The following is a 24980-nucleotide window of genomic DNA, read 5'->3' on the forward strand; positions in this document are numbered from 1 at the left end:
ACTAGCTGGCTATCTGCTTCAGGCTATCTTGCCGCCGCGCTTTGCCCAGGCGAGCACGTAGAGTCTCAGCGCGGACGAGAGGTTGGCGTCGCGCGTCCGCGTCTCGTCGATCTCGGCGACGAGGGCAGCGAGCGACAGCGAGCGCTCCGCCGCGATCGCGAGCAAATCGTCGTAGAAGGGTTGCTCCAGGGAAAAGCTGGTGCGGTGGCCGCGGATCGTGACCGAGCGCTTTTCGACCGCTGCCATCGGAGGCGCTCAGTGCCGGTCCGGATCGCCGGGCTTTTCGCGGCGATGGCCGTCCATGAATTTTTCCGTCCTGCCGGAGGTCAGCCGGTCACGCTCGCGCTCGGCCTTGGAGCGGCCATGCAATGCCCGGTTCTCGCCGGCCAGGCGTTCCTTCTCGATGCGCGCTTTCTGCTTGCGGGCCTGGCGGAGATTGACGACCTCGCCCATTTTCCCGGTTCACTTCTTGCGGAAGGCGTCGAGTGAAACCACGTCGGCGCTCTTGCCGCCACTGTCGGCGACAGCCGGCTTCTTCTCGGCCTCAGGGGACTTTTTCTTCGATTCCGGTTTCTTTTCGGCCACGACCGCAATCGGCTCCGGCGCCGGCGCGGCATCGTCATCTTCCGCCGCGCCTTCCGCCTTGACGTCGAATTCGAGTTCGAAATTCACCGAAGGATCGTAGAAACCGCGAACGGCGGAGAAGGGGATCTCGAGCTTTTCAGGCACGTCGGAGAAGGAGAGCCCCACCTCGAAACCGGCATCCGTCACTTTCAGGTCCCAGTACTGGAACTGGATGACGATCGTCATCTGCTCGGGATAACGCTCGCGCAGCCGCGAGGAAATGCGCACGCCCGGCGCGCCGGTCAGGAAGGTGATGAAGAAATGGTGGTTGCCCGGAAGGCCGGTGCGCGCGACTTCGGCCAGGACCTTGCGCATGACGCCGCGCAATGCCTCCTGGGCCAGAATGTCGTAGCGGATGTGGTCGTCGGCCATGTGACGGTCGGGTTCCGTTGAATCGTCCGCATAGCTGTAATCAAGCTTGGGCGCGGCGTAAACCGCATATAGGCGCCTAACGCTGAGACCAAGAGGGGGTGGCGGCGATTTGATCGCTCAGGCGTGGGCGAGGGCGGCCTGCTTGGCAGACGTTGCTTTCCGCGAGCCGAAGGCGCGGAGGAAGGTGCGCACGCCGTTGGTGGCCGAGCGCAGGACCTCCTCCTCGGTGGGCATGCCGCCGAGCATGAAAGTGATTTGAAGCTCGGCATTGACGAGAGCGAGGAACTGGCGCGCCGCCACGTCCGGATCGTCGATCGACAGGTGCCCGGCATAGGCAAGCCGCGCGAAGCGGGCGGCAAGCGCCGACCAGGTGCGGCCCGGTCCCTGTTCGCGCCATTCGGCGAAAAGCTCAGGATAGCGCTCGCCTTCGGCCTGGATCAGCTTGCGCAGGAAGCGGCCGTCGCGGTTGCAGATGCAGTTGCGGTTCATGCGCACGGCAAAAGCGACAAGATCGGATTCAAGGTCGGCGGGCTGATCGGGGAAGGTGGCGATGGTGGCGAAGATGCCGGCATTGCAGCGCTCCGTCAGGTCGCGCACGACGGCCATGAAGAGCTTTTCCTTGTCGCCGTGGTGATTGTAGACGGTCTGGCGTGAAACGCCGGCCTCGGCCGCGATCAGGTCGATGTTGGCGCCGGCATAACCCTCCCGACAGAAAACCGAAGCGGCAGCCTCGACCACCGATATGCGCTTAGCCTCATGGCTGCGTGGCGGGAAAGTGTCAGGAGAAACGCCGGGCGTCATAAAAATCTATATAGCGGTGATTGACGAATTGGACAAGCCTGTCTAAATTTGTGGACACAATAAAGGGAAATCCGCTCCGCGAGAGACGAATGAATTCGCTCTGAAGAGATGAATAAATTCGCTGTCAGATGTCGGATTTCCGAGGGATGGAACGTCCTTGGGTAGACGCCGGACCACGGCGGCAACCAGATCCGAAAGAAGCCCTATCATGAGTTCCAAATTCCTCCGCGTCGCGGTCATGCTCGGCTTGTTGTCCGCAATCGGCCCTTTCGCCATCGATATGTATCTTCCCGCGCTGCCCTCGATCGGTGAGGATCTCAATGCCGGCACCGCTGCGGTGCAGATGAGCCTCTTGATCTTCTTCCTGTCGATGGGTTTCGGCCAGATCGTCGTCGGCCCGATCTCCGACATGGTCGGGCGCAAGCTGCCGCTTTATGCCGGCCTCGCGCTGTTCATGGTCGGCGGCGTCGGCTCGGCGATGGCGCCCAACATCGAGTGGCTGATCGCCTTCCGCTTCCTGCAGGGGCTCGGCGCCAGCGCCGGCATGGCGGTGCCGCGCGCTATCGTGCGCGACCTGCATACCGGCAACGAGGCCGCGAAGCTGATGTCGCTCTTGATGCTGGTGTTCTCGGTGTCGCCGATTCTCGCGCCGCTCACCGGCAGCCAGATCATCGAGAGCTTTGGCTGGCGCGCCGTGTTCTGGACCGTGACTGGCGCCGCGGTTTTAGCCACCATCCTGCTCGCCACCTCGCTGAAGGAGACGCGGTCGGTAGAGGAGCGCGCCAATTCGTCCTTCGGCACTGCCCTGGCGGGTTACCGTTACCTGTTGGGTGACCGCAACTTCCTTGGCCTGACGGCGATCGCCGGCTTCGGCATTGCGAGCTTCTTCGTCTATCTGTCGAGCTCGTCCTTCATCCTGATTGACCACTACGGCCTGTCGCCGTCGGTCTACAGTGTGTTCTTCTCGATCAATGCGGTCGCCTTCATCGGCATGTCGCAGTTGACCGGAATGCTGGCCGACCGGTTTGGGCTGAAGCGTGTCGTCTGGGTGGCGGTGACCGGCTATGCCACGGTGATGGTGGCGCTGTTCGCAATCATGGCGTCCGGCGTCGACCGGCTCGACGTGATGGCGGCGCTGCTCTTCGTCGGCTACGGCTTCCTCGGCCTGGTCATCCCGACCACGTCGGTGCTGGCGATGGAGGAGCATGGCGAGATCGCCGGCACGGCCTCGGCGCTGATGGGCACGCTGCACTTCGCCATCGGTGCGCTGGCCATGGGTGTCGCCGGCCTGTTCTTCGACGGCACGCCGCTGCCGATGGTCGCCGGTATCACGCTCTGCGCGGTCATTTCCTTCACGCTGGCCAAGGTGACCCTTGGCCGCGCGCGGGAAGTGGTGGAAGCGCCCGCCGAGTAAGAGAATTCGCAAAAAAGATCGGAAAAAGGCCGGGTTTGTCCGGCCTTTTTCATGTCCGCGACAAGCCGGCTGCGCCGAGGACGAAGCGCACACGCTCTTCGACTGGCGCAAGCGGCAAGGCACCAGCTCGTAGCTGAGTTCGGCATAGGCTCTGGCCACCGATTGAAAGGTGCGCTCGGCCTCGTCGAGGGTCTGTTTGCGCTCTTCGTCCTGGGTGAAGATTTCAGGCCATGGCGGTGCAATGAAGACGCGGCGCGCATAGCGGAATTTTTCCGCCGCGCTCGCGACGTGATCCGGCACCGGCAGGCCGCAGAGCCTGAGATAGCCGATCGTGTCGGGCGCGCCGCGATCGAAGAAGACCGGACCTGGCTCATGCGCTGCATGCCAGGAGCGCAGCTCCCATGACAGCATCAGCTCGGCAAACAGCGCCCGGTCCTGCCTGGGAAGGGCAGGGCCGCCGATCGCCACCTGGTCGCGGATGATGCCGCGTCCCGCCTCCGGCGCCGTCGCGAAGCCAGCCGCCTTCAGTGCCTCGATCAGCGTGGTCTTGCCGGAGCCGGGACCGCCGGTCAGCACGATGAAGCGATCGAAATCGTTTTGCATGAACTTGCCCATGGATGATGAACGGCAAGACGGAACGGCGCTCGCCGAACGAGCCTTGGCCGCTCAGTTGATTTGGAAAGGTGAAAAAGAGGGGGAGAAGGTGGAGGTTTCTGTTGCCAGGTACCTCCGAACCCCGCCTAGAAGTGCGAACCTCTAGGGCTTGATTTGAAGCGTTCGCACTGCATTAAGCAGCGAGACGAGCTTCCGCATAGTTGTCGTTGGCAACTATAAGTTTAGCCCGATGACGGTGGTACAATGCCGGGCAAAAGTACGATCTTTACACCTTCGTCGATCCTATTTCGCCCCCAGCAAAAGCCGCTCCATTGTCCAGAGCGGTTTTTGGTGGAGGCGCCGGGTACCGCCCCCGGGTCCGAACGGCTTATTTCATCGCCTGTTTATCGCCATAGTCGGTCAAGCCGACGAAGCGAATATAGGGAGCGATCATGAAAAATGAAAGGCCAAACCGGCACTTGTCCCCGGGTCCAAACTCAACATCCGAGGGTTGACTTGCGCGCTTACTCAATCGAAGCTCCGCCGGCGATGAGGAATCTCTGACCTGGCGCACAGGTTGCGCGGCGCGCCACAAGCCTCATCGATCGGATCCGTGGCGCCGACGAGGGGAAGTTTGATGGCCGACTATCTTGCGGATGTGAAGAAATACGATGCCGGCGCCAGCGCCGACGCGGTCGAGAAGATCGTCAAGCATCTGGGCATCGCGCTCAGGAACCGCGATTCCTCGCTGGTGTCCTGCACGGACCCGAAGGAACTCGAGCGCGTCCGGGAGAACTGGGCGGCCAAGAAGCTCGGCATCGCCGATGCCGCCAAGGCCGACGCCTCGATCGAGAAGGTCTGCAAGGCGATGGCCGCAGACAACACCAAGAGCCGCGTGACCTTTTACTATCTGGTGGCGAAGGATCTGGGCAAACTCGGCGCGCTTTGAGGCATAGCCGTCGGCAGCCGGCACGACATCGTGCCGGCGCCCTGGACTTTCTGGTGCACGATTCACATCTGTGACGGGCTTACGGTGTTCGACCGATGGCCAATCGGCTATGATCGCCTGTCATCCGAATCGAGGCGAGCCGATGCGCCAATATCTCGACCTGTTGAAACATGTGCTGGAGAACGGCGCCGATCGCGGCGACCGCACCGGCACCGGCACGCGCTCGGTGTTCGGTTACCAGATGCGCTTCGACCTTTCGCGCGGTTTCCCCCTCACCACCACCAAGAAGCTGCATCTGAAGTCGATCATCCACGAGCTTCTGTGGTTCCTGGCCGGCGACACCAACATCAAATATCTCAACGACAACGGCGTAACCATCTGGGACGAGTGGGCTGACGAGAATGGCGATCTCGGCCCCGTCTACGGCAAGCAATGGCGCTCGTGGCCGGACGGGCATGGCGGCGAGATCGACCAGATCGCGGGTCTTCTCAAGGAGATACGCAAGAATCCTAATTCGCGCCGGCTGATCGTCTCGGCCTGGAACCCGGCCGAAGTGGAGGCGATGGCGTTGCCGCCCTGCCACTGCCTGTTCCAGTTCTACGTCTCGGAAGGCCGGCTCTCCTGCCAGCTCTATCAGCGCTCCGGCGATATCTTCCTCGGCGTGCCGTTCAACATAGCATCCTACGCCCTGCTGACCATGATGGTGGCGCAGGTGACTGGTCTGAAGCCCGGCGACTTCGTCCACACGCTTGGCGACGCGCATCTCTACTCGAACCATTTCGAGCAGGCGCGCGAGCAGATGCGGCGCACGCCGAAGGCGTTGCCGACGATGTGGATCAACCCGGACGTGAAGGATCTTTTTGCCTTCCGTTTCGAGGATTTCCACCTCGAGAACTATTTTGCAGATGCCAGCATTAAGGCGCCGATCGCCGTTTAGGGCCAAATAGACCGGTCCAAGCGTGGTAAGCTGTCATCATTCGATACCAATCATGACGTCGGAGGCCTTGATCACGGCATAGGCCTGCTTGCCTTTTTCGAGCGCGAGGTCCGCAACCGCTTCATTGGTGATCGAGGCGGTGACGATAACGCTGCCGCCGATGTCATCCTGACATGCGAGGTGGTCGCTCCCGTCACGATTTCCGTGACCTTGCCCTTAAGGATGTTGCGGGCGCTGATCTTCATCTGCCTCTCCATGGCCTTCGCTGTATAGCATCGGTTTCATCGTAGACTGGGAAGACCCCACCATACAATGGCGCAGAAGGCAAAAGGCCTTCCCTTGTTATGTTCATCCGGATATATCGATCAAGGCACTAGGCCGACGGAGTTCAAACAGGGAGAAGGTTTCATGACGGGCACGGGACTGAAGGCGATCGCCATGGCCGGCCTGACTGCAGCATTGATGGCGGCCGTGCCGGCGGCGCGCGCCGACGACAAGGTGATCGTGTTCGCCGCGGCGAGCCTCAAGGACGCGCTCGATGCGGTCAACAAGGCCTGCGAGCCCGAGGTCGGCGAAGCGGCGATCGTTTCCTATGCGGCAAGCTCGGCGCTGGCCAAACAGATCGAGGGCGGCGCGCCGGCCGATGTCTTCGTCTCGGCCGACCTCGACTGGATGAAATATCTCTCCGACAGGAAGCTGACCAAACCCGACACCGAAGTGAAGCTGCTCGGCAACCAGATCGTGCTGATTGCGCCGAAAGATTCCACGGTCGAGACCAAGGTCGAAAAAGGCTTCGAACTCGCCAAGCTCATCGGCGACGGCAGGCTCGCCATCGGGGATGTCAAGGCGGTGCCGGCCGGCAAATACGGCAAGGCGGCGCTGGAAAAGCTGGGCGTCTGGTCCTCCGTCGAAGGCAAGGTCGCGCAGGCCGAGAACGTCCGCGCCGCACTCAAGCTGGTATCGACGGGCGAGGCCGCGCTCGGCATCGTCTACGCCACCGACGCCCATGCCGAGAAGGGCGTGAAGGTTGTCGGAACCTTCCCCGAGGATTCGCACCCGCCGATCATCTACCCGATTGCCCAGACGTCGGATTCGAAGGACAAGGACACGGCTGCCTTCCTGAAATGCGTCGAGTCGGCCAAGGCCGCGGCGCTCTTCAAGGAACAGGGTTTTACGGTGCTCGCGCCGAGCAACTGAGAAAGACCTTAGACCGCATATGAACTGGCTGCTGGACCTCACTCCCGACGAATGGAATGCGGTCCGGCTGTCGATCAAGGTGGCGACGGTGGCGATGATCGCCAGCCTGCCGCCGGGTATCCTGATCGCGCTCGTCCTGGCCCGGGGGCGATTCTGGGGCAAGACTCTCCTCAACGGGCTGGTCCATCTGCCGCTGATCCTGCCGCCGGTGGTGACCGGCTATCTCCTCCTGCTCACCTTCGGCCGGCGCGGGCCGGCCGGCGCCTTTCTTGCCGAGCATTTCGGCGTCGTCTTTTCGTTCCGCTGGACGGGTGCAGCACTCGCCTGCGGCGTCATGGGTTTTCCGCTGATGGTGCGGGCAATAAGGCTGTCGATCGAGGCGGTCGACCGCAAGATGGAGGCAGCCGCCGGCACGCTCGGCGCCAATCCGCTCTGGGTTTTCGCCACCATCACGCTGCCGCTGATCCTGCCCGGGCTGATCGCCGGAGCGATCCTTTCCTTCGCCAAGGCGATGGGCGAGTTCGGCGCCACCATCACCTTCGTCTCCAACATCCCCAACGAGACGCAGACGTTGCCCTCGGCGATCTACACCTTCACCCAGGTGCCGGGCGGCGACGAGGGCGCGCTCAGACTGACGCTTATCTCGGTCGTCATCTCGATGGTCGCGCTGATCGCTTCGGAAGTGCTGGCGAGAAGGGTCGGTCGGCGGATGGACATCGAATGACGATCGTGGTCGACATCAGCCATCGACTAGGCGATTTCGCCATCGAAGCGAATTTCGAGAGCGCCGGCCGGCTGACGGCGCTGTTCGGGCCGTCGGGCTCCGGCAAGTCGACGCTGATCAATCTGATCGCGGGGCTGATCCGACCGGAGAAAGGGCGCGTCGCCGTCGATGGCCGCGTGCTGGTCGACACCGCCGCCGGCATCTTCGTGCCGATGCATAAGCGGCGGATCGGCATGGTTTTCCAGGATGCTCGACTCTTCCCGCATATGAGCGTTGCCGGCAACCTGCGCTATGGCCGCTGGTTCACGCCGCCATCCGAGCGCTACGCCGATATGGATGCGGTGGTCGACCTGCTCGGCATCGGCCACCTGCTCGACCGGCGCCCGGCGAAACTGTCAGGCGGCGAAAAGCAGCGCGTGGCGATCGGCCGTGCCCTGCTTGCCAGCCCGAAGCTGCTTCTGATGGACGAGCCGCTCGCCTCGCTCGACGAGGCACGCAAGGCCGAGATCCTGCCCTATATCGAGCGGCTGCGCGACGAGACGAGGATCCCAATCGTCTATGTCAGCCATTCGATCGCCGAGGTGGCGCGGCTGGCGAGCGACGTGGTGGTGCTGTCGCAGGGCAAGGTCGCGGCCTTCGGTCAGACCGATGCGATCATGCAGCGGCTGGATCTCTTGCCGGCGGAGGAGCGCGGCGAGGGCGGCGCGGTGCTCGACACCAGGGTGCTGCGTCACGACGAGGCTTTCGGCATGACGGTGCTCGGCTCGCCGGCCGGAGAGATCCGCATACCGCGCATTGCTCGGCCGGCGGGAGCTCCGGTGCGGCTCCGCATTCGGGCCCGCGACGTGATGATCGCGACCGAGCAGCCGGCGGGCCTCAGCGCGCTCAACATACTGGCGGGGACGATCGCCGCGGTCAGGCCGGGCATAGGGCCCACGGTGGAAATCGCCATCGATTGCAATGGCGCGATCGTGCTGGCGCGCATCACCGAGCAGTCGAAACAAAGCCTGCGCCTCGCGCTCGGCCGCAAGGTCTTCGCGGTGATCAAGACGGTCAGCTTCGACACTACGACGACCGGTCCAGGGTTGCCGGCCGAGGCCGATGGATGACGAAGAGCATACCGCTATGTTCAATTGGAATAGCGATTTGGCTGCAAAAGGGTTAGTCTGGGCGTGACTGCAAAGGACAAGAGATGCCATCGCTGAGCCTGAGGATAAATCTCGACCCCGAGGGGCGTATAGGTCCCGGCAAGATCGAACTCCTCGAGCAGATCGCCGCCTTCGGCTCGATCTCGGCCGCGGCGCGCGGCATGGAGATGTCCTACAAGCATGCCTGGGATCTCGTCGAGGACATGAACCGGGTGTTCGGCAAGCCGCTGGTCGCAGCGCAGACCGGCGGCAGGAAAGGTGGCGGCGCGCAATTGACGCCGGTAGGCCTTGCGGTGGTCAGCCGGTTCAGGGCGATAGAGCGCGCGGCCGCTTCGGCAGCCGCGGTCCATATGCAGGCTTTGCAGGCGGAGATCGACGCTGGGTAGGGCAGTAGGGCAGTAGGGCAGTAGGGCAGTAGGACGTGATGTCCTGGAGTTGCTCAACGTAAACGAAATCAACGACTCCCTATCGCCTTACTCCCTACTTCCCTATTGCCTTACTCCCCTGGCTTCCTCACTAGATAGGTGTCCATGATCCAGCCCTTTTTCCGCCGGGCCTCTTCGCGGACCTTCTCGATTTCGGCGCCGACATCGCCGAGCCTGCCGGAGACGATGATCTCGTCCGGCGTGCCGAGATAGGCGCCCCACTGGATGAAGACATCCTTGTCGGCCAGCGTGTTGAAGGCGCATTTGCCGTCGAGCATGACCACCGTTGAGCCGGCATTCGCAGGCAGGCCTTCCTCGGTGAGGCGGCGGCCGGTGGTGACGAGGATCGAATCGCCGATGCGGTTGAGCGCGCTCGCGTGGCTCGCGGCAAGCGCCTGGATGGCGGTGATGCCCGGAATGACCTCGAGCTCGAAACCGACATTGCCCCTGTGGCGCACGCGCTCCAGGATGCGCAGCGCGCTGTCATAAAGCGAGGGGTCGCCCCAGATCAGGAAGGCGCCGCAACCGTTTTCGCGTAGCTCGTCCCGGATCAGCCCCTCATAGATCTCGGCGATCGCCTCGTGCCAGTCGTCGACCGTCACGCGATAGGACGATGTCGGCTCGGCGCGAACCGGCACGTCGAACTCGACGCGGCGCGATTCCGGGTTGGTGACGAAGCGGTCGCAGATCTGCCGGCGCAGTTCCGCCAGATCGTTCTTGCTGGCGCCCTTGTCGGGAATGAACAGCACGTCGGCCCGGTTCAGGCCATTGATGGCCTGCACGGTCACGTGTTCCGGATTGCCGGCGCCGATGCCGATGACGAGAAGCTTGCGCATAATGCGATCTCCTGCCCGATCGAAGGCGCCGTGTCCAGACAGGCGGGCAGGCAGCCATTACGCAAACGCAGGATTTGAAACGGGTTGCAGCAGTCCGTCTTTGGCAGAAACGTTGAACTGCTCTAGCTACTTCTCCTGGAATTGCTCTAGATGGAAGCGCATCCGGATGGTCCCGGTATTGCCGTCGAAAGGGGGATCCATGCTCCGCACTTTCCTAACCGCAGCGTTGGCATTGCTGGCTGCGCCGGCCCTTGCCAACGATTCCGTTGCCGAACTCGGCACCGGCGGGCTGATCCTGTCGCGCAGCGATGCCGTCGCCATGGAAAGCGAGGACCTTTTCATCTCGCCGGAGAAAGTGACGGTCGACTACGTCTTCCGCAACAACACGGACAAGGACGTCAGCGCCATCGTTGCGTTTCCGATGCCGGACATCGAAGGCGACCCGAACGAGATGCCGGCGATCCCGGAAGCGCAAAGCGACAATTTCCTCGGTTTCGAGGTGACGATCGACGGCGCCGACGCGAAGCCGCAGCTCGAACAAAAGGCGTTCGCGCTTGGCATCGACATCACCGCCGACCTCAAGGCGCAGAACGTGCCGCTCTATCCGTTCGGCGATGCCGCCAAGGCGGCGCTGGGTAAGCTACCCAAGGACGTCGCCGAGGATTGGGAAAACCGCGGCATCGTCATCGAGGATACCGCCGATGACGGCTCGGGCATGCAAACCGCCTACGCGCCGTTCTGGCAATTGCGCTCAACCTATTGGTGGCGCTCGACTTTCCCGGCCAACAAGGCCGTCCATGTCTCGCACCGCTACAAGCCGAGCGTCGGCGGCACGTCTTCGGTCAGCTTCTATTCTGAAGGTAAGTTCCAGGGGCAGTACGGCACCTACAAGACCCGCTACTGCATGGACGGCGCGTTCGAGAACGCAGTGCGCAAGGCAGCGAAGGAAAATCCCGACGGTTATCCGAAATATTTCGAAAGCCGCATCGCTTATATCCTGACCACGGGCGGCAACTGGGCGTCAGGCAATATCGGCAAGTTCAAGCTCACCATCGACAAGGGCAGTCCCAAGAACCTGGTTTCCTTCTGTGGCGACAATGTCCGCAAGGTCGCCCCGACGACATTCGAGATGACGGCCAAGGATTTTTATCCCGAGCACGACATCGACATCCTGCTGCTCGAGCCCTCGGACAATGGCGGGAACGGTGGCTGATGGACATCGCGATCTACGTTGCCATCGCCGACAACGGCGTGATCGGACGCGAAGGCGGACTGCCTTGGCGGCTTTCCAGCGATCTCAAGCGCTTCAAAGCCGACACGATGGGCAAGCCGATCATCATGGGCCGCAAGACCTATGAGGGTATCGGCCGGCCGCTGCCCGGCAGGCTGAACATCGTGGTGACGCGAGACAGGACCTGGCGCGCCGACGGCATCGAGGTGGCGCATTCGCTCGACGAAGCGATCACACTGGCCAGGGTGCGCGGCCGCTGCATGACAGGCGCCGAGGAGATCTGCGTGGTCGGCGGCGGCGAGATCTACGCCCAGGCCCTGCCGCTTGCCGACCGCCTCCATGTCACCCATGTGCTGGCCAAAGTCGATGGCGACGCGCATTTCCCGCCGATCGACCCGGCTATCTGGCGGATCGTCCGTTCCGAGGATTTCCCGGCGGGCGAAAAGGACAGCCACGCGACGCGTTACACCGTCTACGAGCGACGGCGCGACGGTCGGTAACGACGACAAAGGGTCGCTGCCGGCCCAAATCGGACGGCGCGGGCGGCAGGCCGCGTTGAAAGCGCGCCACGGCGTCCCTATAGAAGAACGACAGTACAGCGCCGCGCGTCCAACCGGATGCGCAAAAGGCTGCTGTAAAACTTTGATTTGGCGCGTGATTCCTTTCCGAAAACCGATATCGGTTTTCGGGGTCATGCGCTAGGATTGCGCCGCAAGGCCCGAGGGAACCGAAGCGAAAGGACATTCATGCCCTGGAACGACAAGAGCGGTGGTGGCGGCCCATGGGGCGGCGGCGGCAATCAGGGACCCTGGGGGCAGGGACCGAGGGGGCCGAGTGGCCCGCAGGGCTCGCCTCCCGACCTCGAAGACATCATCCGCCGCGGCCAGGACAGGTTGCGGCGTGCTCTTCCGGGAGGCGGCGGCGCCAGTCCGGCCGTTTTAGGGCTGATCGCGCTGGCGCTCGTCGTGCTTTGGGCCTTCAAGGCAATCTACACCGTGCAGCCTGATGAAGTCGCGGTCGAACTGCGCTTCGGCCAGCCGAAAGCGGAGCTTTCGCAACCCGGCCTGCATTTCCACTGGTGGCCGATCGAAACGGTCGAGACGGCCAAGATCTCCGAGCAACTCGTCAGCATTGGTGGCGGAGCGAGCAGCGGCTCCGGGCTGATGCTCTCCGGCGACCAGAACATCGTCAATGTGCAGTTCTCGGTCGCCTATCAGGTTTCCGATCCAAGGGCCTACCTGTTCGATGTCTCCGATCCCGACGGCATGCTGACGCAGGTAGCCGAAAGCGCCATGCGCGAAGTCGTCGGCCGGCGCCCGGCGCAGGATATTTTCCGCGACGATCGCCAGGGTATCGCCACTTCGGTGCGTGAGATCATCCAGAACACGCTCGACGGCTACAAGACCGGCCTGCAAGTCAATGCGATCTCCATCGAGGACGCAGCGCCGCCGCGCGAGGTAGCCGACGCCTTCGACGAGGTGCAGCGGGCCGAGCAGGACGAGGACAAGTTCGTCGAGCAGGCCAACCAATATTCCAATCAGAAGCTCGGCCAGGCGCGTGGCGAGGCGGCCCAGGTCCGCGAGGACGCGGCCGCCTACAAGAACCGTGTCGTGCAGGAGGCGGAAGGCGAGGCGCAGCGCTTCATCTCCGTCTACAACGAATACGCCAAGGCGCCCGACGTGACGCGCAAGCGCCTTTACCTGGAAACGATGGAGAGAATCCTGAAGGACTCGAACAAGGTCGTCGTCGAGCAAAGAAACGGGCAGGGCGTGCTTCCCTATCTGCCGCTGCCGGCACTGCAGCCGAAGGCGCCGCCGGCACCGGCGCTGGGAGGTAACCAGTGATGGCCAATCGTCTTCCCATCATCGCCGTCATCGCGGCCGTCCTTCTGTTCCTGCTCTATTCGTCGGTGTTCGTCGTCAAGGCGGGCGAGCAGGCCATCGTGCTGAGATTCGGCGAGATCATCGATGTCAAGACCGAGCCGGGCATCTACTTCAAGGCGCCATTCGCCTTCTTCGATGCCGACAGCGTTCAGACGATCGAGAAAAAAGTGATGCGCTTCGACCTCGACAACATCCGCGTCCAGGTCTCCGGCGGCAAGTTCTACGAGGTCGACGCCTTCATCGCCTATCGCATTTCGGATCCGCGGACCTTCCGCGCGGCCGTGTCGGGCCAGGTGGAACTCGCCGAAGCCCGGCTGAAGACGCGCCTCGATGCAGCGCTCCGCCGCGTCTACGGTCTGCGCGACTTCGAGGCGGCGCTTTCCGAAGAACGCGGCGTCATGATGCGCGAGGTGCGCGACCAGCTGCGTCCGGATGCGACATCGCTCGGTCTCGACATCGAGGATGTGCGCATTCGCCGGACGGACCTGACGGCGGAAGTGTCGCAGCAGACCTACGACCGCATGAAGGCCGAACGCCTGGCGGAAGCCGAGCGGCTGAGGGCGCGCGGCAACGAGGCGGCGCAGCGCATCAGGGCCAGGGCCGACCGCGAGGTCGTCGAGATCATCGCCGAGGCGCAGAAAGAATCGGAAATCCTTCGCGGTGAAGGCGAGGCGCAACGCAGCGCCACCTTCGCTGACGCCTACAAGCGGGACCCCGCCTTCTTCGATTTCTATCGCTCGATGAATGCTTACGGCACGGCGTTGGACAATACCGGAACGACCATGGTGCTGTCGCCCGAGTCCGAGTTCTTCCGCTACTTCCGCGATCCGGACAGCAAGCCCGTGCCTGGGCAACCGGCTGCGCAACAGTCGGCGCCAGCCGCCCCGGCGACGGCACCTGCCGCGCCTGCGACGCAACCCAGCACCGCCCAGTAGGGCGGTGCAGGATTTTCTCGCGGCAATCGGCCTGGTCTTCGTCATCGAGGGCCTGGTCTATGGCGGGTTTCCCGCTCTGGCCCGGAAACTCGCGACGGAAGTGCTGTCGATGCCGGAAAATGTGCTGCGGATCGGCGGATTGGTTGCAATCGCGATCGGCGTCGGCATCGTCTGGCTGGTCCGCGGCTGATGAAATTCCTTGGTGCGGAAGCGATTGACGATTTATCTTCAGCCGATAGCTATAGCCGCAAACGTGCCTTATTTCTTGCCAACATGAACAGGGCAGGCGCCTTTGCGGATGCGCTTTTCCTTTTCTGAAAACGCCGGGAGGCCACGATGATATCCGACACCCTGTTGCGCGCGGCGCGGCGCACGCTTTTTGCCGGCGCCACCGCATTCGTCGTCGGCATAATTGCCGTCCCGTCTTTCGTTACGCCGACGATCGCCTCCGATGGGCCTCCGTCCGTCGCCGATCTCGCCGAACGCCTGCTCGGCGCGGTGGTCAACATCTCCACCTCGCAGACGGTGAAAGGCACCGAAGGGCCGGGCGCGGTGCCGATGCCGCAGCTTCCCGAAGGCTCGCCTTTCCAGGACTTTTTCGACGACTTCTTCAAGAACCGCGGCGGCGACAAGGGCGGCGGCGGACAGAAGGTGCAGTCGCTGGGCTCCGGTTTCGTCATCGACGCCGACCAGGGCATCGTGGTGACCAACAACCATGTGATTGCCGATGCCGACGACATCGAGGTGAATTTCTCCGATGGCGCGACGCTGAAGGCGACGCTCATCGGCACCGACACCAAGACCGACGTCGCGGTGCTGAAGGTGGATCCAAAGGGCCACAAATTGACGGCCGTGAAATTCGGCGATTCCACCAGGATGCGCGTCGGTGATTGGGTGATGGCGATAGGCAATCCGTTCGGCCTCGGCGGCACGGTCACGGTCGGCATTATCTCGGCGCGCAACCGCGACATCAATTCAGGCCCCTATGACGACTTCATCCAGACGGACGCCGCCATCAATCGCGGCAATTCCGGCGGGCCGCTGTTCAACGCCGAAGGCGAGGTCATCGGCATCAACACGGCGATCATCTCGCCGTCGGGCGGCTCGATCGGCATCGGCTTCTCCATCCCCGCGCAGCTTGCGGCGGGCGTCGTCGACCAGCTTCGCCAATTCGGCGAGACAAGGCGCGGCTGGCTTGGCGTGCGCATCCAGCCGGTGACGGACGACATTGCCGAGAGCCTCGGCATGGCGACCGCCAAGGGCGCGCTGGTGGCCGGCGTCATCAAGGGCGGTCCAGTCGACAACGGTTCGGTGCAGGCCGGCGACGTCATCATCAAGTTCGACGGCAAGGACATCCACGAAATGCGCGACCTGCCGCGCGTCGTCGCCGAAAGCCCGGTCGGCAAGGCGGTCGACGTCGTGATCGTGCGCAAGGGCGTCGAGCAGACGGTGAAGGTGACGCTCGGCCGGCTCGAGGACGGCGAGAAGCTTGCCAGCGGCGAAAACGGCAATACCGACCAGGACAAAGGCGACAAGGCGCCTCCGGTGTCCACGGCGTCCGTGCTCGGCATGACCGTCGGTGAGCTCAACGACCAGACCAGGCAGAAGTTCGGTATCGCGGCCGATGTGTCGGGCGTGGTCATCACCGACGTCGCCAAGGATTCGGCAGCTGCCGAGCGCGGCATCCAGCCGGGCGAGGTGATCACCGAGATCGCGCAGGAATCGGTCGGAACGCCGAAGGACGTCATGGACCGGATCGGCGCGCTGAAGGAGCAGGGTCGCAAGAACGCGCTGCTGATGCTGGCCTCGAAGAGCGGCGAGTTGCGCTTCGTGACCATCCGGATGGACTGACTCCGGAAACGCGCCCAGCTAACTGGGTTTCAACGAAAAGGGCGGCTAGCGAGCCGCTCTTTTCCCTGCCTGCCAGTCATCGCGCGGCAGCCGGTACAGAACATGTCGCTTCAGATGAGGATGGCTGTCCGGCACGGCGGGATGATCGAAGTTGGCGCTTGGTTCGGCGCGCATGCCGAGCCGCTTCATGACGGCGATGGAGCGGTGGTTTTCAGCAACGGCGAAGGAGACGATCTCGTCCAGACCCAGCGTTTCGAAGCCATAGGCCAACCAGGCTTCCGCCGCCTCGGTGACATAGCCCTTGCCCCAGAATTCAGGCGCCAGCCGCCAGCCGATCTCGATCGTCCCGGCCGGCAGGACGTCCACGTCCTCCGTGCCGGTTATGCCGACGAAGCCGATGCATTCGCCGGTGGCGGCAATCTCGGCCGCGGCGAAGCCGTAGCCATCCTCGTCGATCCAGGCGCGGATCTCGTCCATCTTGGCGTCGGCCGCGGCGCGGTCGCGGCGGAACGGGAAGAACTCCATCACACGCTCGTCGGAGTTGATGCGGTGGAAGAGATCGCGGTCGCGCTCTTCCCAGTTGCGCAGGATGAGACGCTCGGTGCGGATTGGCCTCACTGCACGAATTCCTCCTGGCGATAGCCTTGGAGGTAGAGCAGTGCTGTCAGGTCGCCATGATCGATGCGGAATCCTGCCTGCTCCGCCACGATCGGCTTGGCGTGAAGTGCAACGCCGGTGCCGGCAAGGCGGATCATGTCGAGGTCGTTGGCGCCGTCGCCCACGGCAATCGCGTCGGCCGTCGCCAGGCCAAGCCTTGCCGCAATGTCGAGCAGCGCCTCCGCCTTGGCGGCGCGGCCGAGGATCGGTTCGGCCACCGTGCCGGTGAATCGGCCATCTTCCTCGATCAGCCGGTTGGCGCGGTTTTCCTGGAAGCCGAGCAGTGCGGCGATGCGGCTTGTGAAGACGTCGAAGCCGCCGGAGACGAGCGCGGTCCAGGCGCCGTTGGCACGCATCGTCCGCACCAGCGCGCGGCCGCCGGCGGCCAGCGTCAGCCGGTTGGCGACGATGCGGTCGACCACCGCCGTGTCCAAGCCTTTCAGCAAAGCGACGCGTTCGCGCAGGGCGGGCTCAAAAGCGATCTCGCCATTCATCGACCGCGCCGTGATCGCTGCGACATGCCCCTTTACGCCGATCTCGTCGGCGAGCTCGTCGATGCATTCCTGATCGATCATCGTCGAATCCATATCGGCAAGCAGGATCTTCTTCCTCCTGCCTTCGGCTGGCTGGACGATGATGTCGATAGGATCGGAGGCCAATGCTGCGCGAAGATTGGCCGTCAATTCGCCGATGTCAGGGCTCTCCGGCAAACCCAGATCGCAGGCGACGCCTTCGGCCAGCCAGCGAACGGTGCTTGCGCCGGCCGCGCGCGAGGCCATATTCGCAAGCGAGGCCGACACTGCGCGGTCTTCGGGACGGGATACAAGCGTGGCGATCAACGGCATCGAAAATTCCGGCAGGCAGGCGGGCGAAGGCCGCGTCAAGAATGCGATCCTGATAGCGGGGCCGACCGCCAGCGGCAAGTCGGCGCTAGCGGTCGGCCTTGCGGAACGCCAAGGCGGCGTCATCGTGAACACCGATTCCATGCAAGGCTATTCGCTGCTCGACGTGCTGACGGCGCGCCCAAGCGCCGATGAAATGGCGCGTGTGCCGCACTTCCTCTACGGCCATGTGCATCCTTCGACAGCCTATTCCACCGGCGCCTGGCTGCGCGACGTCACCCGGCTGATCGAGGAAGGCGTTTTGGTCGGGCGACCGGCCGTCTTCGTCGGCGGCACCGGGCTTTATTTCCGCGCGCTCGTCGAAGGCATCTCGGACATGCCCGACATTCCGCCATCGGTGCGCGAGCGCTGGCGCTACGAGCTCAAGGAACAAGGGGCCGAACGGCTGCATCGCATTCTGATGCGCGAGGATTCGGCTGTCGCCATGCAGCTCAGGGCGACCGATGGCCAGCGCATCGTGCGGGCGCTCGAGGTGCTCGACGCGTCGGGACGGTCGATCCTCGATTGGCAGGCGGCGCGCGGTCAGCCGCTTATCGACCGCGGCAGCGCGCGCTTCCTGGTGATCGAGCCGGATCGCGGCGAACTCGTCGCGCGCATCGAGGCGCGATTCGACCAGATGCTCGACAAGGGCGCACTGGACGAGGTCAGGCAATTGATGGCGCTCGACCTCGCTCCGGACCTGCCGGCGATGAAAGCGATCGGGGTTCGGGAGCTGCAGGCCGCGTTGGCCGGACAAATGAGCTTCCCCGAAGCGATCGAGCGCGCCAAGGTTGCCACGCGCCAATATGCCAAGCGTCAGGCGACATGGTTCAGACACCAATTGGGACCGGAGTGGCAAAGGCTCCACACGGCCAGGGATCCGGCAATCCCGGACCGATAGATCGCGACCTCAATCAGAGGCTTAAAGGAACAAACGCGGTTTCCCGCCACGGTTGTTCGAGTTAACGGTCCGTAAGGCCGGGCATGCCATAACGACCGTGGGTCGCAGTGCCGCGGGGAGTTATGCGTTTTCACAAGGCGGAATCCGCATTCTTTGTCTTTATTTTCGTGATCCTGGCCGCGGGCCTGGTGACCTTCCACGCCTATGACCAATTGCAGGACATCGCGACCGATCTCGACACCGCGTCGCGCCTCCAAAGGATCATCTATCTCAACAAATTACTGTTCCTGACCGGTGCGCTGCTCGCCGCCGCCTTGTTCTTCGGGACCTTCTTCATCTACCCGCTGATCCGAGGCCAGGTGAGGGAAGAGGGCAAGCTGCGCGCTATGACGGTTTCGTTGAGCGCCCGCTCGCAAACGCTCGAGCACGCGGCTCTCACCGACGGCCTGACCGGCATGCAGAACCGTCGCTACTTCGACGATGCGCTGCGGGAGTATCTCGATGAGTTCGGCCGCATCGACAAGCCGGTAGGGCTGATGATCCTCGACCTCGATCATTTCAAGCAGGTCAACGATACACATGGTCACGATGTCGGTGATGAGGTCCTGCGGGCCGTCGCACAATGCGTGCGGGGTATGACGCGCTATCACGACGTGGTGGCGCGGCTTGGCGGCGAGGAGTTTGCCGTGGTCACCCCCAACATGGACGCGGAGCTGCTCGCCCGGTTCGCCGAGCGCATCCGCAAGGCGATCGCCAGCATGTCCATCCTATCGGGCAACGTGCGGCTGAAGGTCACCACCAGCGTCGGCCTTGCCGTCTGGGACCGCAAGGAGAGCGCGGAGGATTTTTATCGCCGCGCCGACCGGCAGCTCTACGAGGCGAAGAAGCAAGGCCGCAATCGCGTCTGCGCCTAAAATTCCGAAGATGAATTCATGAGGCCGGCCGACTGACGCGGCCTTCTCGACTTCCGGTGCTCACGGACTGAATGTCCGCTCCGCTCCGGCTTCTCGAAAGCCACGTCATTCAATCCGGCCTGATGAATTCCCTTTCGGAATTTGGCAGTGCCTTCACCGTCGCCGATTAGTCGTTCTGCTGGCGCATGCCGAAGGTCGAGGGCTTCAGGCCGTAGCGCAGGTCGAAATCGTCGTCCGGCTGCACGCGGGGCGCGGGCGGCTTGCGGTAGTCGGGATCGCCGGCCTGGCGACCGGTGTCGACCACCTCGGCGAAAGCCATGGCCTGCTGCGGCTTCGGCACGTTGCGCAAGCGCTCGACGATGCCGGCGAGGTCGACATCGTCGCCGGCTTCCGCGGGCATGGTCTGCTCGCGCTTGGCTGTTCCTGGGATGAATTCACGCGACAGCTTCTCGAATTTCAGCCGCATGGTCGTCGCCACGCCTTCACCGAAGGCGATCGCCTCGCGCTGGCCCATCGAAGACAGGAAGGCCAGCGTCGAGGCCGAGGAATCGGCGATCGCCGAGCGGATGATCGCCTGGTCTTGCTCATTGGCGAGCCGCATGGCGAAGAAGGTCGAGCATTGCGACAGGATGGTCGGATCGAGCTCGCCCGGGCGCTGGGTGACGACGCCGAGATAGCAGCCATATTTGCGGCCTTCCTTGGCGATGCGCGACAAAGCGTGCCTTGTCGGCGCGAAGCCGAGACGCGGATCGGCGGGCATGTAGCGGTGCGCTTCCTCGCACAGCAAAAGCAGCCGCAGCCGGCCCTCGCTCCAGAGCGCAAGGTCGAAGGCGAGACGCGCCAGCACCGAGCAGACCGAATTGACGACCTCGGACGGCATGCCCGCCATCTCGAAGCAGGTCACCGGACGCCCGTGGTTCGGCACGCGGAAGATATTGCCGATCGTCTCGTGGATGGTGTCCTCGATCAGCCGTGAATTGAACATGAAGCGGTAGCGCGGGTCGGAGGCAGCTGATTCGATGCGTGTCCTCAGCGACTTCAGGGTCGGCCGGTCGTTCTTGCTTTCCAAGAGACCCATGCGCTCGTCGATCTGCTTGAGGAGATCGGCGATGCGGTAAGGCACCGGCGTATCCGCCGTCAGCGCATCGCTGCCGCGCCTGATGTAGCTGCCCGAACTGGGGTTGCGATAGAGGTTCTTGGCGGCCGGGATAAGGTCGCGCAGGACGTCCACTTCCTCCGGCACGGTCTCGCGCCCGCGAAACAGAACTTCGGCGAATTCCTCCAGCCTGAACATCCAGAACGGCAGGTCGAGCGTCTTGGAATCGACCTTCACGCAATATTCCGGAAGCGAGGCGGCAAACTCGTTGTGCGGATCGAGGATCACCACGCGCAGATCCGGCCGCGCCTCGATCGACTTGCGCAACAGCAGCGAGACGGCCGTGGACTTGCCGACGCCGGTCGTGCCGACAATGGCGAAATGGCGCGCCAGCGTGTCGTCGATGGCGATGTTGGCATCGATCGCCTCGTCCTGGGACAGCGTGCCGATGGTGATCGAGTGGCGGCCGGCGAGATCGTAAACGGCCTGCAAGTCACGGCTGCGGATGCGGTGGGCAATGGCGCCGATATGCGGATAGGTGGTGATGCCGCGGTCGAAGACCGGCTTGGCGCCAGGCTCGGCACCGTCGCGCACCTCGCCGATCAGTTCGATGCTGACCTCGATTGCGTTCTGGCCCTCGTTGCTCCAGGCACGGTCAGACTTGCCGATCGCATAGACAAGGCCAACCGTGCGCGTCGCGCCAAGGTTGATGGAGATCATCTTGCCGACCGTCCACAGGCCGGTGACCGTGCCTTCGGCATCCTCGGCATAGGCGCTGATGGTGGCACGCGCGCCGTCGCACTGCACGACGTTGCCCAGAATGCGCTTGTCGCTTTGTTGGATGTTGCGGCGCTCCTGCGAGGTCGGTTCCCCAACGGAGGCTTCGCGTTCAACAAACATCGGTGACTCTGATCCCATTCCCCTGAGCGTCGACCCTATCGGATTGGAGTTAAAGTCGCGTGAGGTCGGATGGTGTAGAGCCTGTTAAGCCGGCCGCGAAAATTCGATCGAAAAGCCTCTTTCGTCGCGTTGAGATTTCGATATATTGGACAAATGACTGATATATCGAACGACATCACATCCACCATCGGCAGGCGGATACGCTCCGAGCGGGATTTGCGGGGATGGTCTCTGGGCGAACTGGCCGATCGGTCGGCTGTTTCCAAGGCGATGCTGAGCGCCATGGAGCGCGGCATGACAAGCCCGACCGCGGCGCTTCTAGTGCGCGTTGCGTCCGCCTTCGGCATGACGCTGTCGACGCTGATCGCACGCGCCGAAATGCAGGGCGGCGGCGTTTCCCGCAAGGACGAGCAGCCGGTCTGGCGGGATCCTGCGACCGGTTATGTAAGACGCCATCTGTCGCCGGCCTCGCAAATGCCGCTCGAACTCATCCGGGTCAGTCTGCCGGCCGGCGCCAGGGTGAGTTTCCCCGCAGCGTCCTATGCCTTCATCAAGCAGCAGATCTGGCTGATCGGCGGCCGCCTCGACTTCACGGAAGGCGATGTTGTGCACAAGCTCGAACCAGGCGACTGCCTGGCGCTCGGCGCGCCGTCGGATTGCATCTTCCATGCGCCAGGACCGGAAGCTGCCGAGTATCTGGTGGCGCTGGTCAGGGGCTGATCGCATGGCGCGCCGACTGAGACGCTCGCACAATGGCGGGCCGCCTCTCGACGATTACGAAGGCCCGCCATGGGGCAAGGGCGACGCCTACATCTTCCTTGCCTGGCGCGCCGCCCATGACAAGGCCTGGAAGGCGCCGAGCCAGACCATCATGCTGATGCGGCTGGAGCGGGCCGAGCGGCTTGGCCTCACCTACGAGGAATACACGCTCGAGATCCTGGAGCGCGGGCGGCACCTCAGCGAGGACGACGCCGAGCGTATCGCGGAAATCCGCCGGGCGCGCCGCCGAAGACGGACCAGTCATTTCGAATGACCGCGGCCCGACACCTCACCACCTGGAGAATACCGACATGAACTCCCTTGAAATCCGGGCGTTGAGCGACGACGCGAAAACCCGCGGGATACTGGCCGATCTGCTGATCGAGACGGTCGCCGCCGGCGGATCGGTGAGCTTCATGCATCCACTGTCGCCCGATGCGGCTTGTGAGTTCTGGCGCAAAGCACTGGCCGCCGCCGCGCGAGGAGAAAGGGCGGTGCTCGGCGCATGGGATGGCGAGACGCTGGTCGGCACCGTCACGCTGCTTCTCGATTGCCCGCCCAATCAGCCGCACCGCGCCGAGATCGCCAAGCTGATGACTCGCCTCGATTATCGCGGCAAAGGCATCGCGACCGGCCTGATGCGAGCCGCCGAGGACTTTGCTGTCGAGAAGGGACGTACCCTGCTGGTGCTGGACACCGCGCGCGAGGAGGGGGCTGCCGGGCTTTACGAAAAACTCGGCTTCACGCTAACCGGTGAGATCCCGGACTATGCGCTCAAGCCGTATGGCGGCCTTACCGGCACGCTCATCTACTGGAAGCGGATAGGGAAAGATCGATAGCCGTCAAGTCGCGACAATATGGGCCTGCCCGAAGCTCAAGGCAGGATAGATGGGAGCCCGCGGCCGGGCTTCCATCCTGTGTGGAAAGCGTCCGGCCTCAAGCCTTGTGGTAGACCTCCTGCAATCCATAAACAGGCGTCGGCACGCCAACCTGCCTGGCCTTTAGCTGCAGCGACAGATACTGCGAATAGTGGCGCGACTGGTGCAGGTTGCCACCGTGGAACCATAGCGCTTCCTGCTGCGTCGGCTTCCACATGTTGCGCTGCTCGCCTTCCCACGGGCCGGGATCCTTGGTGGTGTTGGAGCCGAGACCCCAGACCTTGCCGACCTTGTCCGCCACTTCCTGTGAGATCAGGTCGGCGGCCCATCCGTTCATCGAGCCGTAGCCGGTGGCGTAGATCACCAGATCGGCCGGCAGTTCGGTGCCGTCGACGAATTTCACCCCGGTTTCGGTGAGTTCCTGCACCCCAGCACCTGGACCGCTTTTGAGCTTGATCGAGCCGTCGATGACGAGGTCGCACGCGCCGACGTCGATGTAATAGCCGGAGCCGCGGCGCAGATACTTCATGAACAGACCCGAATCGTCATCGCCCCAATCGAGCATGAATCCGGCCTCTTCCAGATCCGCGTAGAATTTCGCGTCGCGCTCCTTCATCTGCTGGTAAAGCGGAATCTGGAACTCGTGCAGGATGCGGTAGGGCAGGGAGGCGAAGATCATGTCCGCCTTTCGGGTCGTCATGCCGTTCTCGACCGCCTGCTCGGAATAGAGGGCGCCGAGGCCGATATCCATTAGCGTGTCGGACCTGACGATGTGCGTGGACGAGCGCTGCACCATGGTCACGTCCACGCCTGCTTCCCACAGCGCCGCGCAGATGTCGTGCGCGGAGTTGTTGGAGCCGATGACGACAACCTTCTTGCCGCGGTATTTGTCCGGGCCGGGATGGGTCGAGGAATGCTGCTGCTCGCCCTTGAAAATGTCCTGGCCCTTGTATTTCGGCCAGTTTGCCTTGCCGGACATGCCGGTCGCCAGCACCAGCTGCTTCGGCTTGAGCACGATCTCCTTGCCGTCGCGTTCGACGACGACGGTCCATTCCTTGGCCTTCTCGTCGTATGTGGCGGATTTCGCGGTGGTGGAGCTCCAATAATTCAGCTCCATTACCTTGGTGTACATCTCCAGCCAGTCGCCGATCTTGTCCTTCGGCGCAAAGACCGGCCAGTTCCTTGGAAAGTCGATATAGGGCAGGTGATCGTACCAGACCGGATCGTGCAGGCAGAGCGACTTGTAGCGTTTGCGCCAAGAATCGCCTGGACGCTCGTTCTTCTCGACGATGATGGTCGGCACGCCGAGCTGCTTCAGCCGGGCGCCGAGCGCAATCCCGCCCTGGCCGCCGCCGATGATGACGACATAGGGCTGCCGGCTGTTGCCGAGTTCGGCGATTTCGTCGTCGCGCTCCTCGCGCCATGTCTTGCGGCCCTTGCCGTGGCCATGCTTGGCGCCGAACGGGCGGGTGAAGCCCGCCTTCTCCTCGTGGCCTTTCAACTCGGCGATGGTGGTCAGCAGCGTCCAGATCAGGTCGCCCTTAAACCGCACAAGGCCAAAGCCGCGCGCCACGCCGGTCTCGAAAGTAATCCAGGCGGTGATGATGCCGCCGTCCTCCGTCGCTTCCTCGCCTTGGGCCACCGTCCAACCGGTTGGTTTGATGTCGGCCAGCATCGCCTGCAGCATGTCGCGGACCTGGTCGCGGCCCTCCATCGTCTTCAGGTTCCAGGTGAACGTGACGAGGTCGCGCCAGTAGCAGTCCTCCTGGAAGCAGTTGACGGCGGCATGGATGTCGCCGGCTTCCAGCGCCTTGCCGAATTTATCGAGCAGCGCCTGCGCCTTGGTGGTGGGTGTCCTCTCGAGCATCAGTGTCCTCCGGGTTTGGGATCGCTTCTTGGGTGAGCGCGCCGCCGGATTGGGCTTCCGGCATCCGCAAAGTATTTCGGCAAAAGCCGCGAAGCGTCACGCCCTCCTATAGTTTGGCGCGTTTTCAATGGCTTGAGCCGGCAAGGGGCCCAAAGGCGTCATTTTTGCCGTTGACAGGCTGCCGTGCCCGCCTCTAGTGTCCGCGG

General features: G+C 63.4%; 27 protein-coding genes, 1 other RNA gene and 2 pseudogenes. 18 read left to right on the top strand and 12 right to left on the bottom strand.

Translation table 11 applies throughout. From position 1 onward, the window contains the following. Positions 1 to 18 precede the first annotated feature (18 nt). The 4 genes from RFM40_RS16630 to RFM40_RS16645 all read right to left on the bottom strand — a co-directional run bounded on the left by RFM40_RS16630 (position 19) and on the right by RFM40_RS16645 (position 1797). Positions 19 to 246 carry a ribbon-helix-helix domain-containing protein gene (locus RFM40_RS16630; RefSeq protein WP_320227477.1) on the bottom strand — a complete coding sequence of 76 codons (228 nt, stop codon included), beginning with the start codon at positions 244 to 246 and terminating at the stop codon, positions 19 to 21. Positions 247 to 255: 9 nt separating this feature from the next. Continuing rightward, the gene (locus tag RFM40_RS16635) at positions 256 to 453 is read right to left on the bottom strand and encodes a DUF4169 family protein (protein WP_320219364.1); all 198 of its coding nucleotides are present in this window, start codon (positions 451 to 453) and stop codon (positions 256 to 258) included. 9 nt (positions 454 to 462) lie between these two features. Continuing rightward, positions 463 to 996 carry an SspB family protein gene (locus RFM40_RS16640; protein ID WP_126099468.1) on the bottom strand — a complete coding sequence of 178 codons (534 nt, stop codon included), beginning with the start codon at positions 994 to 996 and terminating at the stop codon, positions 463 to 465. A gap of 117 nt (positions 997 to 1113) precedes the next feature. Next, positions 1114 to 1797 carry a TetR/AcrR family transcriptional regulator gene (locus tag RFM40_RS16645; RefSeq protein WP_320277818.1) on the bottom strand — a complete coding sequence of 228 codons (684 nt, stop codon included), beginning with the start codon at positions 1795 to 1797 and terminating at the stop codon, positions 1114 to 1116. 208 nt (positions 1798 to 2005) lie between these two features. Between RFM40_RS16645 and RFM40_RS16650 the strand changes: the two genes are divergently transcribed. Then, the gene (locus RFM40_RS16650; protein ID WP_320277819.1) at positions 2006 to 3211 is read left to right on the top strand and encodes a multidrug effflux MFS transporter; all 1206 of its coding nucleotides are present in this window, start codon (positions 2006 to 2008) and stop codon (positions 3209 to 3211) included. Positions 3212 to 3260: 49 nt separating this feature from the next. On the opposite strand, the pseudogene RFM40_RS16655 reads toward RFM40_RS16650, so the two are convergent. Both RFM40_RS16655 and ssrA read right to left on the bottom strand, forming a co-directional pair. Next, a pseudogene (locus RFM40_RS16655) lies at positions 3261 to 3814 on the bottom strand (AAA family ATPase). A 99-nt stretch (positions 3815 to 3913) separates the two neighbouring features. Beyond that, positions 3914 to 4274: a transfer-messenger RNA gene (ssrA, locus tag RFM40_RS16660) on the bottom strand. A gap of 168 nt (positions 4275 to 4442) precedes the next feature. Here ssrA and RFM40_RS16665 point away from each other — a divergent pair. Both RFM40_RS16665 and RFM40_RS16670 read left to right on the top strand, forming a co-directional pair. Further along, positions 4443 to 4754, top strand: coding sequence for a DUF2853 family protein (locus RFM40_RS16665; protein WP_320277820.1), 312 nt, complete (start codon positions 4443 to 4445; stop codon positions 4752 to 4754). A 142-nt stretch (positions 4755 to 4896) separates the two neighbouring features. Further along, the gene (locus RFM40_RS16670) at positions 4897 to 5691 is read left to right on the top strand and encodes a thymidylate synthase (protein ID WP_320277821.1); all 795 of its coding nucleotides are present in this window, start codon (positions 4897 to 4899) and stop codon (positions 5689 to 5691) included. Positions 5692 to 5727: 36 nt separating this feature from the next. Here RFM40_RS16670 and RFM40_RS16675 read toward each other — a convergent pair. After that, positions 5728 to 5936: pseudogene (locus RFM40_RS16675) on the bottom strand (TOBE domain-containing protein). A gap of 163 nt (positions 5937 to 6099) precedes the next feature. Here RFM40_RS16675 and modA point away from each other — a divergent pair. From modA to RFM40_RS16695, 4 genes are all read left to right on the top strand, one after another. Further along, positions 6100 to 6888 (top strand): molybdate ABC transporter substrate-binding protein, encoded by a 789-nt coding sequence (gene modA, locus RFM40_RS16680; protein WP_320277822.1) that lies wholly within the window; start codon positions 6100 to 6102, stop codon positions 6886 to 6888. Between the two features lie 19 nt (positions 6889 to 6907). Then, on the top strand, positions 6908 to 7612 hold the full coding sequence (gene modB, locus RFM40_RS16685; protein ID WP_320227484.1) for a molybdate ABC transporter permease subunit: 705 nt from the start codon (positions 6908 to 6910) through the stop codon (positions 7610 to 7612). Next, on the top strand, positions 7609 to 8721 hold the full coding sequence (gene modC / locus RFM40_RS16690) for a molybdenum ABC transporter ATP-binding protein (protein WP_320227485.1): 1113 nt from the start codon (positions 7609 to 7611) through the stop codon (positions 8719 to 8721). The genes modB and modC overlap by 4 nt, the downstream gene beginning before the upstream one ends. 83 nt (positions 8722 to 8804) lie before the next feature. Next, complete coding sequence (locus RFM40_RS16695) at positions 8805 to 9146, top strand: winged helix-turn-helix domain-containing protein (protein WP_320227486.1); 342 nt, start codon at positions 8805 to 8807, stop codon at positions 9144 to 9146. Between the two features lie 110 nt (positions 9147 to 9256). On the opposite strand, the gene cobF is transcribed toward RFM40_RS16695, so the two are convergent. Beyond that, on the bottom strand, positions 9257 to 10021 hold the full coding sequence (gene cobF / locus RFM40_RS16700; protein ID WP_320227487.1) for a precorrin-6A synthase (deacetylating): 765 nt from the start codon (positions 10019 to 10021) through the stop codon (positions 9257 to 9259). Positions 10022 to 10220: 199 nt separating this feature from the next. Here cobF and RFM40_RS16705 point away from each other — a divergent pair, with 199 nt between their 5' ends. The 6 genes from RFM40_RS16705 (at position 10221) to RFM40_RS16730 (ending at position 15921) form a co-directional block, all read left to right on the top strand. Further along, positions 10221 to 11234, top strand: coding sequence for a DUF4424 domain-containing protein (locus RFM40_RS16705; protein WP_320277823.1), 1014 nt, complete (start codon positions 10221 to 10223; stop codon positions 11232 to 11234). Further along, complete coding sequence (locus tag RFM40_RS16710; protein ID WP_320227489.1) at positions 11234 to 11752, top strand: dihydrofolate reductase; 519 nt, start codon at positions 11234 to 11236, stop codon at positions 11750 to 11752. The genes RFM40_RS16705 and RFM40_RS16710 overlap by 1 nt, the downstream gene beginning before the upstream one ends. A gap of 246 nt (positions 11753 to 11998) precedes the next feature. Next, entirely contained in the window at positions 11999 to 13096 is a 1098-nt protein-coding gene (gene hflK / locus RFM40_RS16715) for an FtsH protease activity modulator HflK (protein WP_320227490.1), read from the top strand. Next, positions 13096 to 14070 carry a protease modulator HflC gene (gene hflC / locus RFM40_RS16720; RefSeq protein ID WP_320227491.1) on the top strand — a complete coding sequence of 325 codons (975 nt, stop codon included), beginning with the start codon at positions 13096 to 13098 and terminating at the stop codon, positions 14068 to 14070. The genes hflK and hflC overlap by 1 nt, the downstream gene beginning before the upstream one ends. A gap of 4 nt (positions 14071 to 14074) precedes the next feature. Beyond that, positions 14075 to 14260 carry a DUF2065 domain-containing protein gene (locus RFM40_RS16725; protein ID WP_320227492.1) on the top strand — a complete coding sequence of 62 codons (186 nt, stop codon included), beginning with the start codon at positions 14075 to 14077 and terminating at the stop codon, positions 14258 to 14260. A 146-nt stretch (positions 14261 to 14406) separates the two neighbouring features. Then, positions 14407 to 15921 carry a DegQ family serine endoprotease gene (locus RFM40_RS16730; RefSeq protein ID WP_320227493.1) on the top strand — a complete coding sequence of 505 codons (1515 nt, stop codon included), beginning with the start codon at positions 14407 to 14409 and terminating at the stop codon, positions 15919 to 15921. A 45-nt stretch (positions 15922 to 15966) separates the two neighbouring features. Here the strand turns inward: RFM40_RS16730 and RFM40_RS16735 are convergent, their stop codons facing one another. Together RFM40_RS16735 and serB are read right to left on the bottom strand one after the other, a co-directional pair. Beyond that, positions 15967 to 16539: a GNAT family N-acetyltransferase gene (locus tag RFM40_RS16735; RefSeq protein ID WP_320227494.1), complete on the bottom strand. Its 573-nt coding sequence runs from the start codon at positions 16537 to 16539 to the stop codon at positions 15967 to 15969. Further along, the gene (serB, locus tag RFM40_RS16740; protein WP_320227495.1) at positions 16536 to 17423 is read right to left on the bottom strand and encodes a phosphoserine phosphatase SerB; all 888 of its coding nucleotides are present in this window, start codon (positions 17421 to 17423) and stop codon (positions 16536 to 16538) included. The genes RFM40_RS16735 and serB overlap by 4 nt, the downstream gene beginning before the upstream one ends. On the opposite strand from serB, the gene miaA reads away from it, so the two are divergent. Both miaA and RFM40_RS16750 read left to right on the top strand, forming a co-directional pair. Continuing rightward, positions 17413 to 18360, top strand: a complete 948-nt coding sequence (gene miaA, locus RFM40_RS16745) for a tRNA (adenosine(37)-N6)-dimethylallyltransferase MiaA (RefSeq protein ID WP_320227561.1) — start codon at positions 17413 to 17415, stop codon at positions 18358 to 18360. The two genes, serB and miaA, sit on opposite strands and share 11 nt — an antisense overlap. 122 nt (positions 18361 to 18482) lie before the next feature. Further along, a complete protein-coding gene (locus RFM40_RS16750; RefSeq protein ID WP_320227496.1) occupies positions 18483 to 19274 on the top strand; it encodes a GGDEF domain-containing protein in 792 nt (263 codons plus the stop codon). 166 nt (positions 19275 to 19440) lie between these two features. Here RFM40_RS16750 and RFM40_RS16755 read toward each other — a convergent pair whose 3' ends face one another. Next, entirely contained in the window at positions 19441 to 21270 is a 1830-nt protein-coding gene (locus RFM40_RS16755) for an ATP-binding protein (RefSeq protein ID WP_320227497.1), read from the bottom strand. Positions 21271 to 21423: 153 nt separating this feature from the next. Here RFM40_RS16755 and RFM40_RS16760 point away from each other — a divergent pair, with 153 nt between their 5' ends. From RFM40_RS16760 to RFM40_RS16770, 3 genes are read left to right on the top strand one after another with little or no spacing between them, the layout of a single operon-like run. Beyond that, positions 21424 to 21990, top strand: coding sequence for a helix-turn-helix domain-containing protein (locus RFM40_RS16760; RefSeq protein WP_320219343.1), 567 nt, complete (start codon positions 21424 to 21426; stop codon positions 21988 to 21990). Between the two features lie 4 nt (positions 21991 to 21994). Then, positions 21995 to 22303, top strand: coding sequence for a hypothetical protein (locus tag RFM40_RS16765; RefSeq protein WP_320219342.1), 309 nt, complete (start codon positions 21995 to 21997; stop codon positions 22301 to 22303). A 37-nt stretch (positions 22304 to 22340) separates the two neighbouring features. Continuing rightward, on the top strand, positions 22341 to 22868 hold the full coding sequence (locus RFM40_RS16770) for a GNAT family N-acetyltransferase (protein ID WP_320227498.1): 528 nt from the start codon (positions 22341 to 22343) through the stop codon (positions 22866 to 22868). A 97-nt stretch (positions 22869 to 22965) separates the two neighbouring features. Here the strand turns inward: RFM40_RS16770 and RFM40_RS16775 are convergent, their stop codons facing one another. Continuing rightward, entirely contained in the window at positions 22966 to 24774 is a 1809-nt protein-coding gene (locus RFM40_RS16775; RefSeq protein ID WP_320227499.1) for an NAD(P)/FAD-dependent oxidoreductase, read from the bottom strand. Between the last annotated feature and the right edge of the window lie 206 nt (positions 24775 to 24980).

The sequence above is a fragment of the Mesorhizobium captivum genome (assembly GCF_033977165.1).
Lineage (GTDB): Bacteria > Pseudomonadota > Alphaproteobacteria > Rhizobiales > Rhizobiaceae > Mesorhizobium > Mesorhizobium captivum.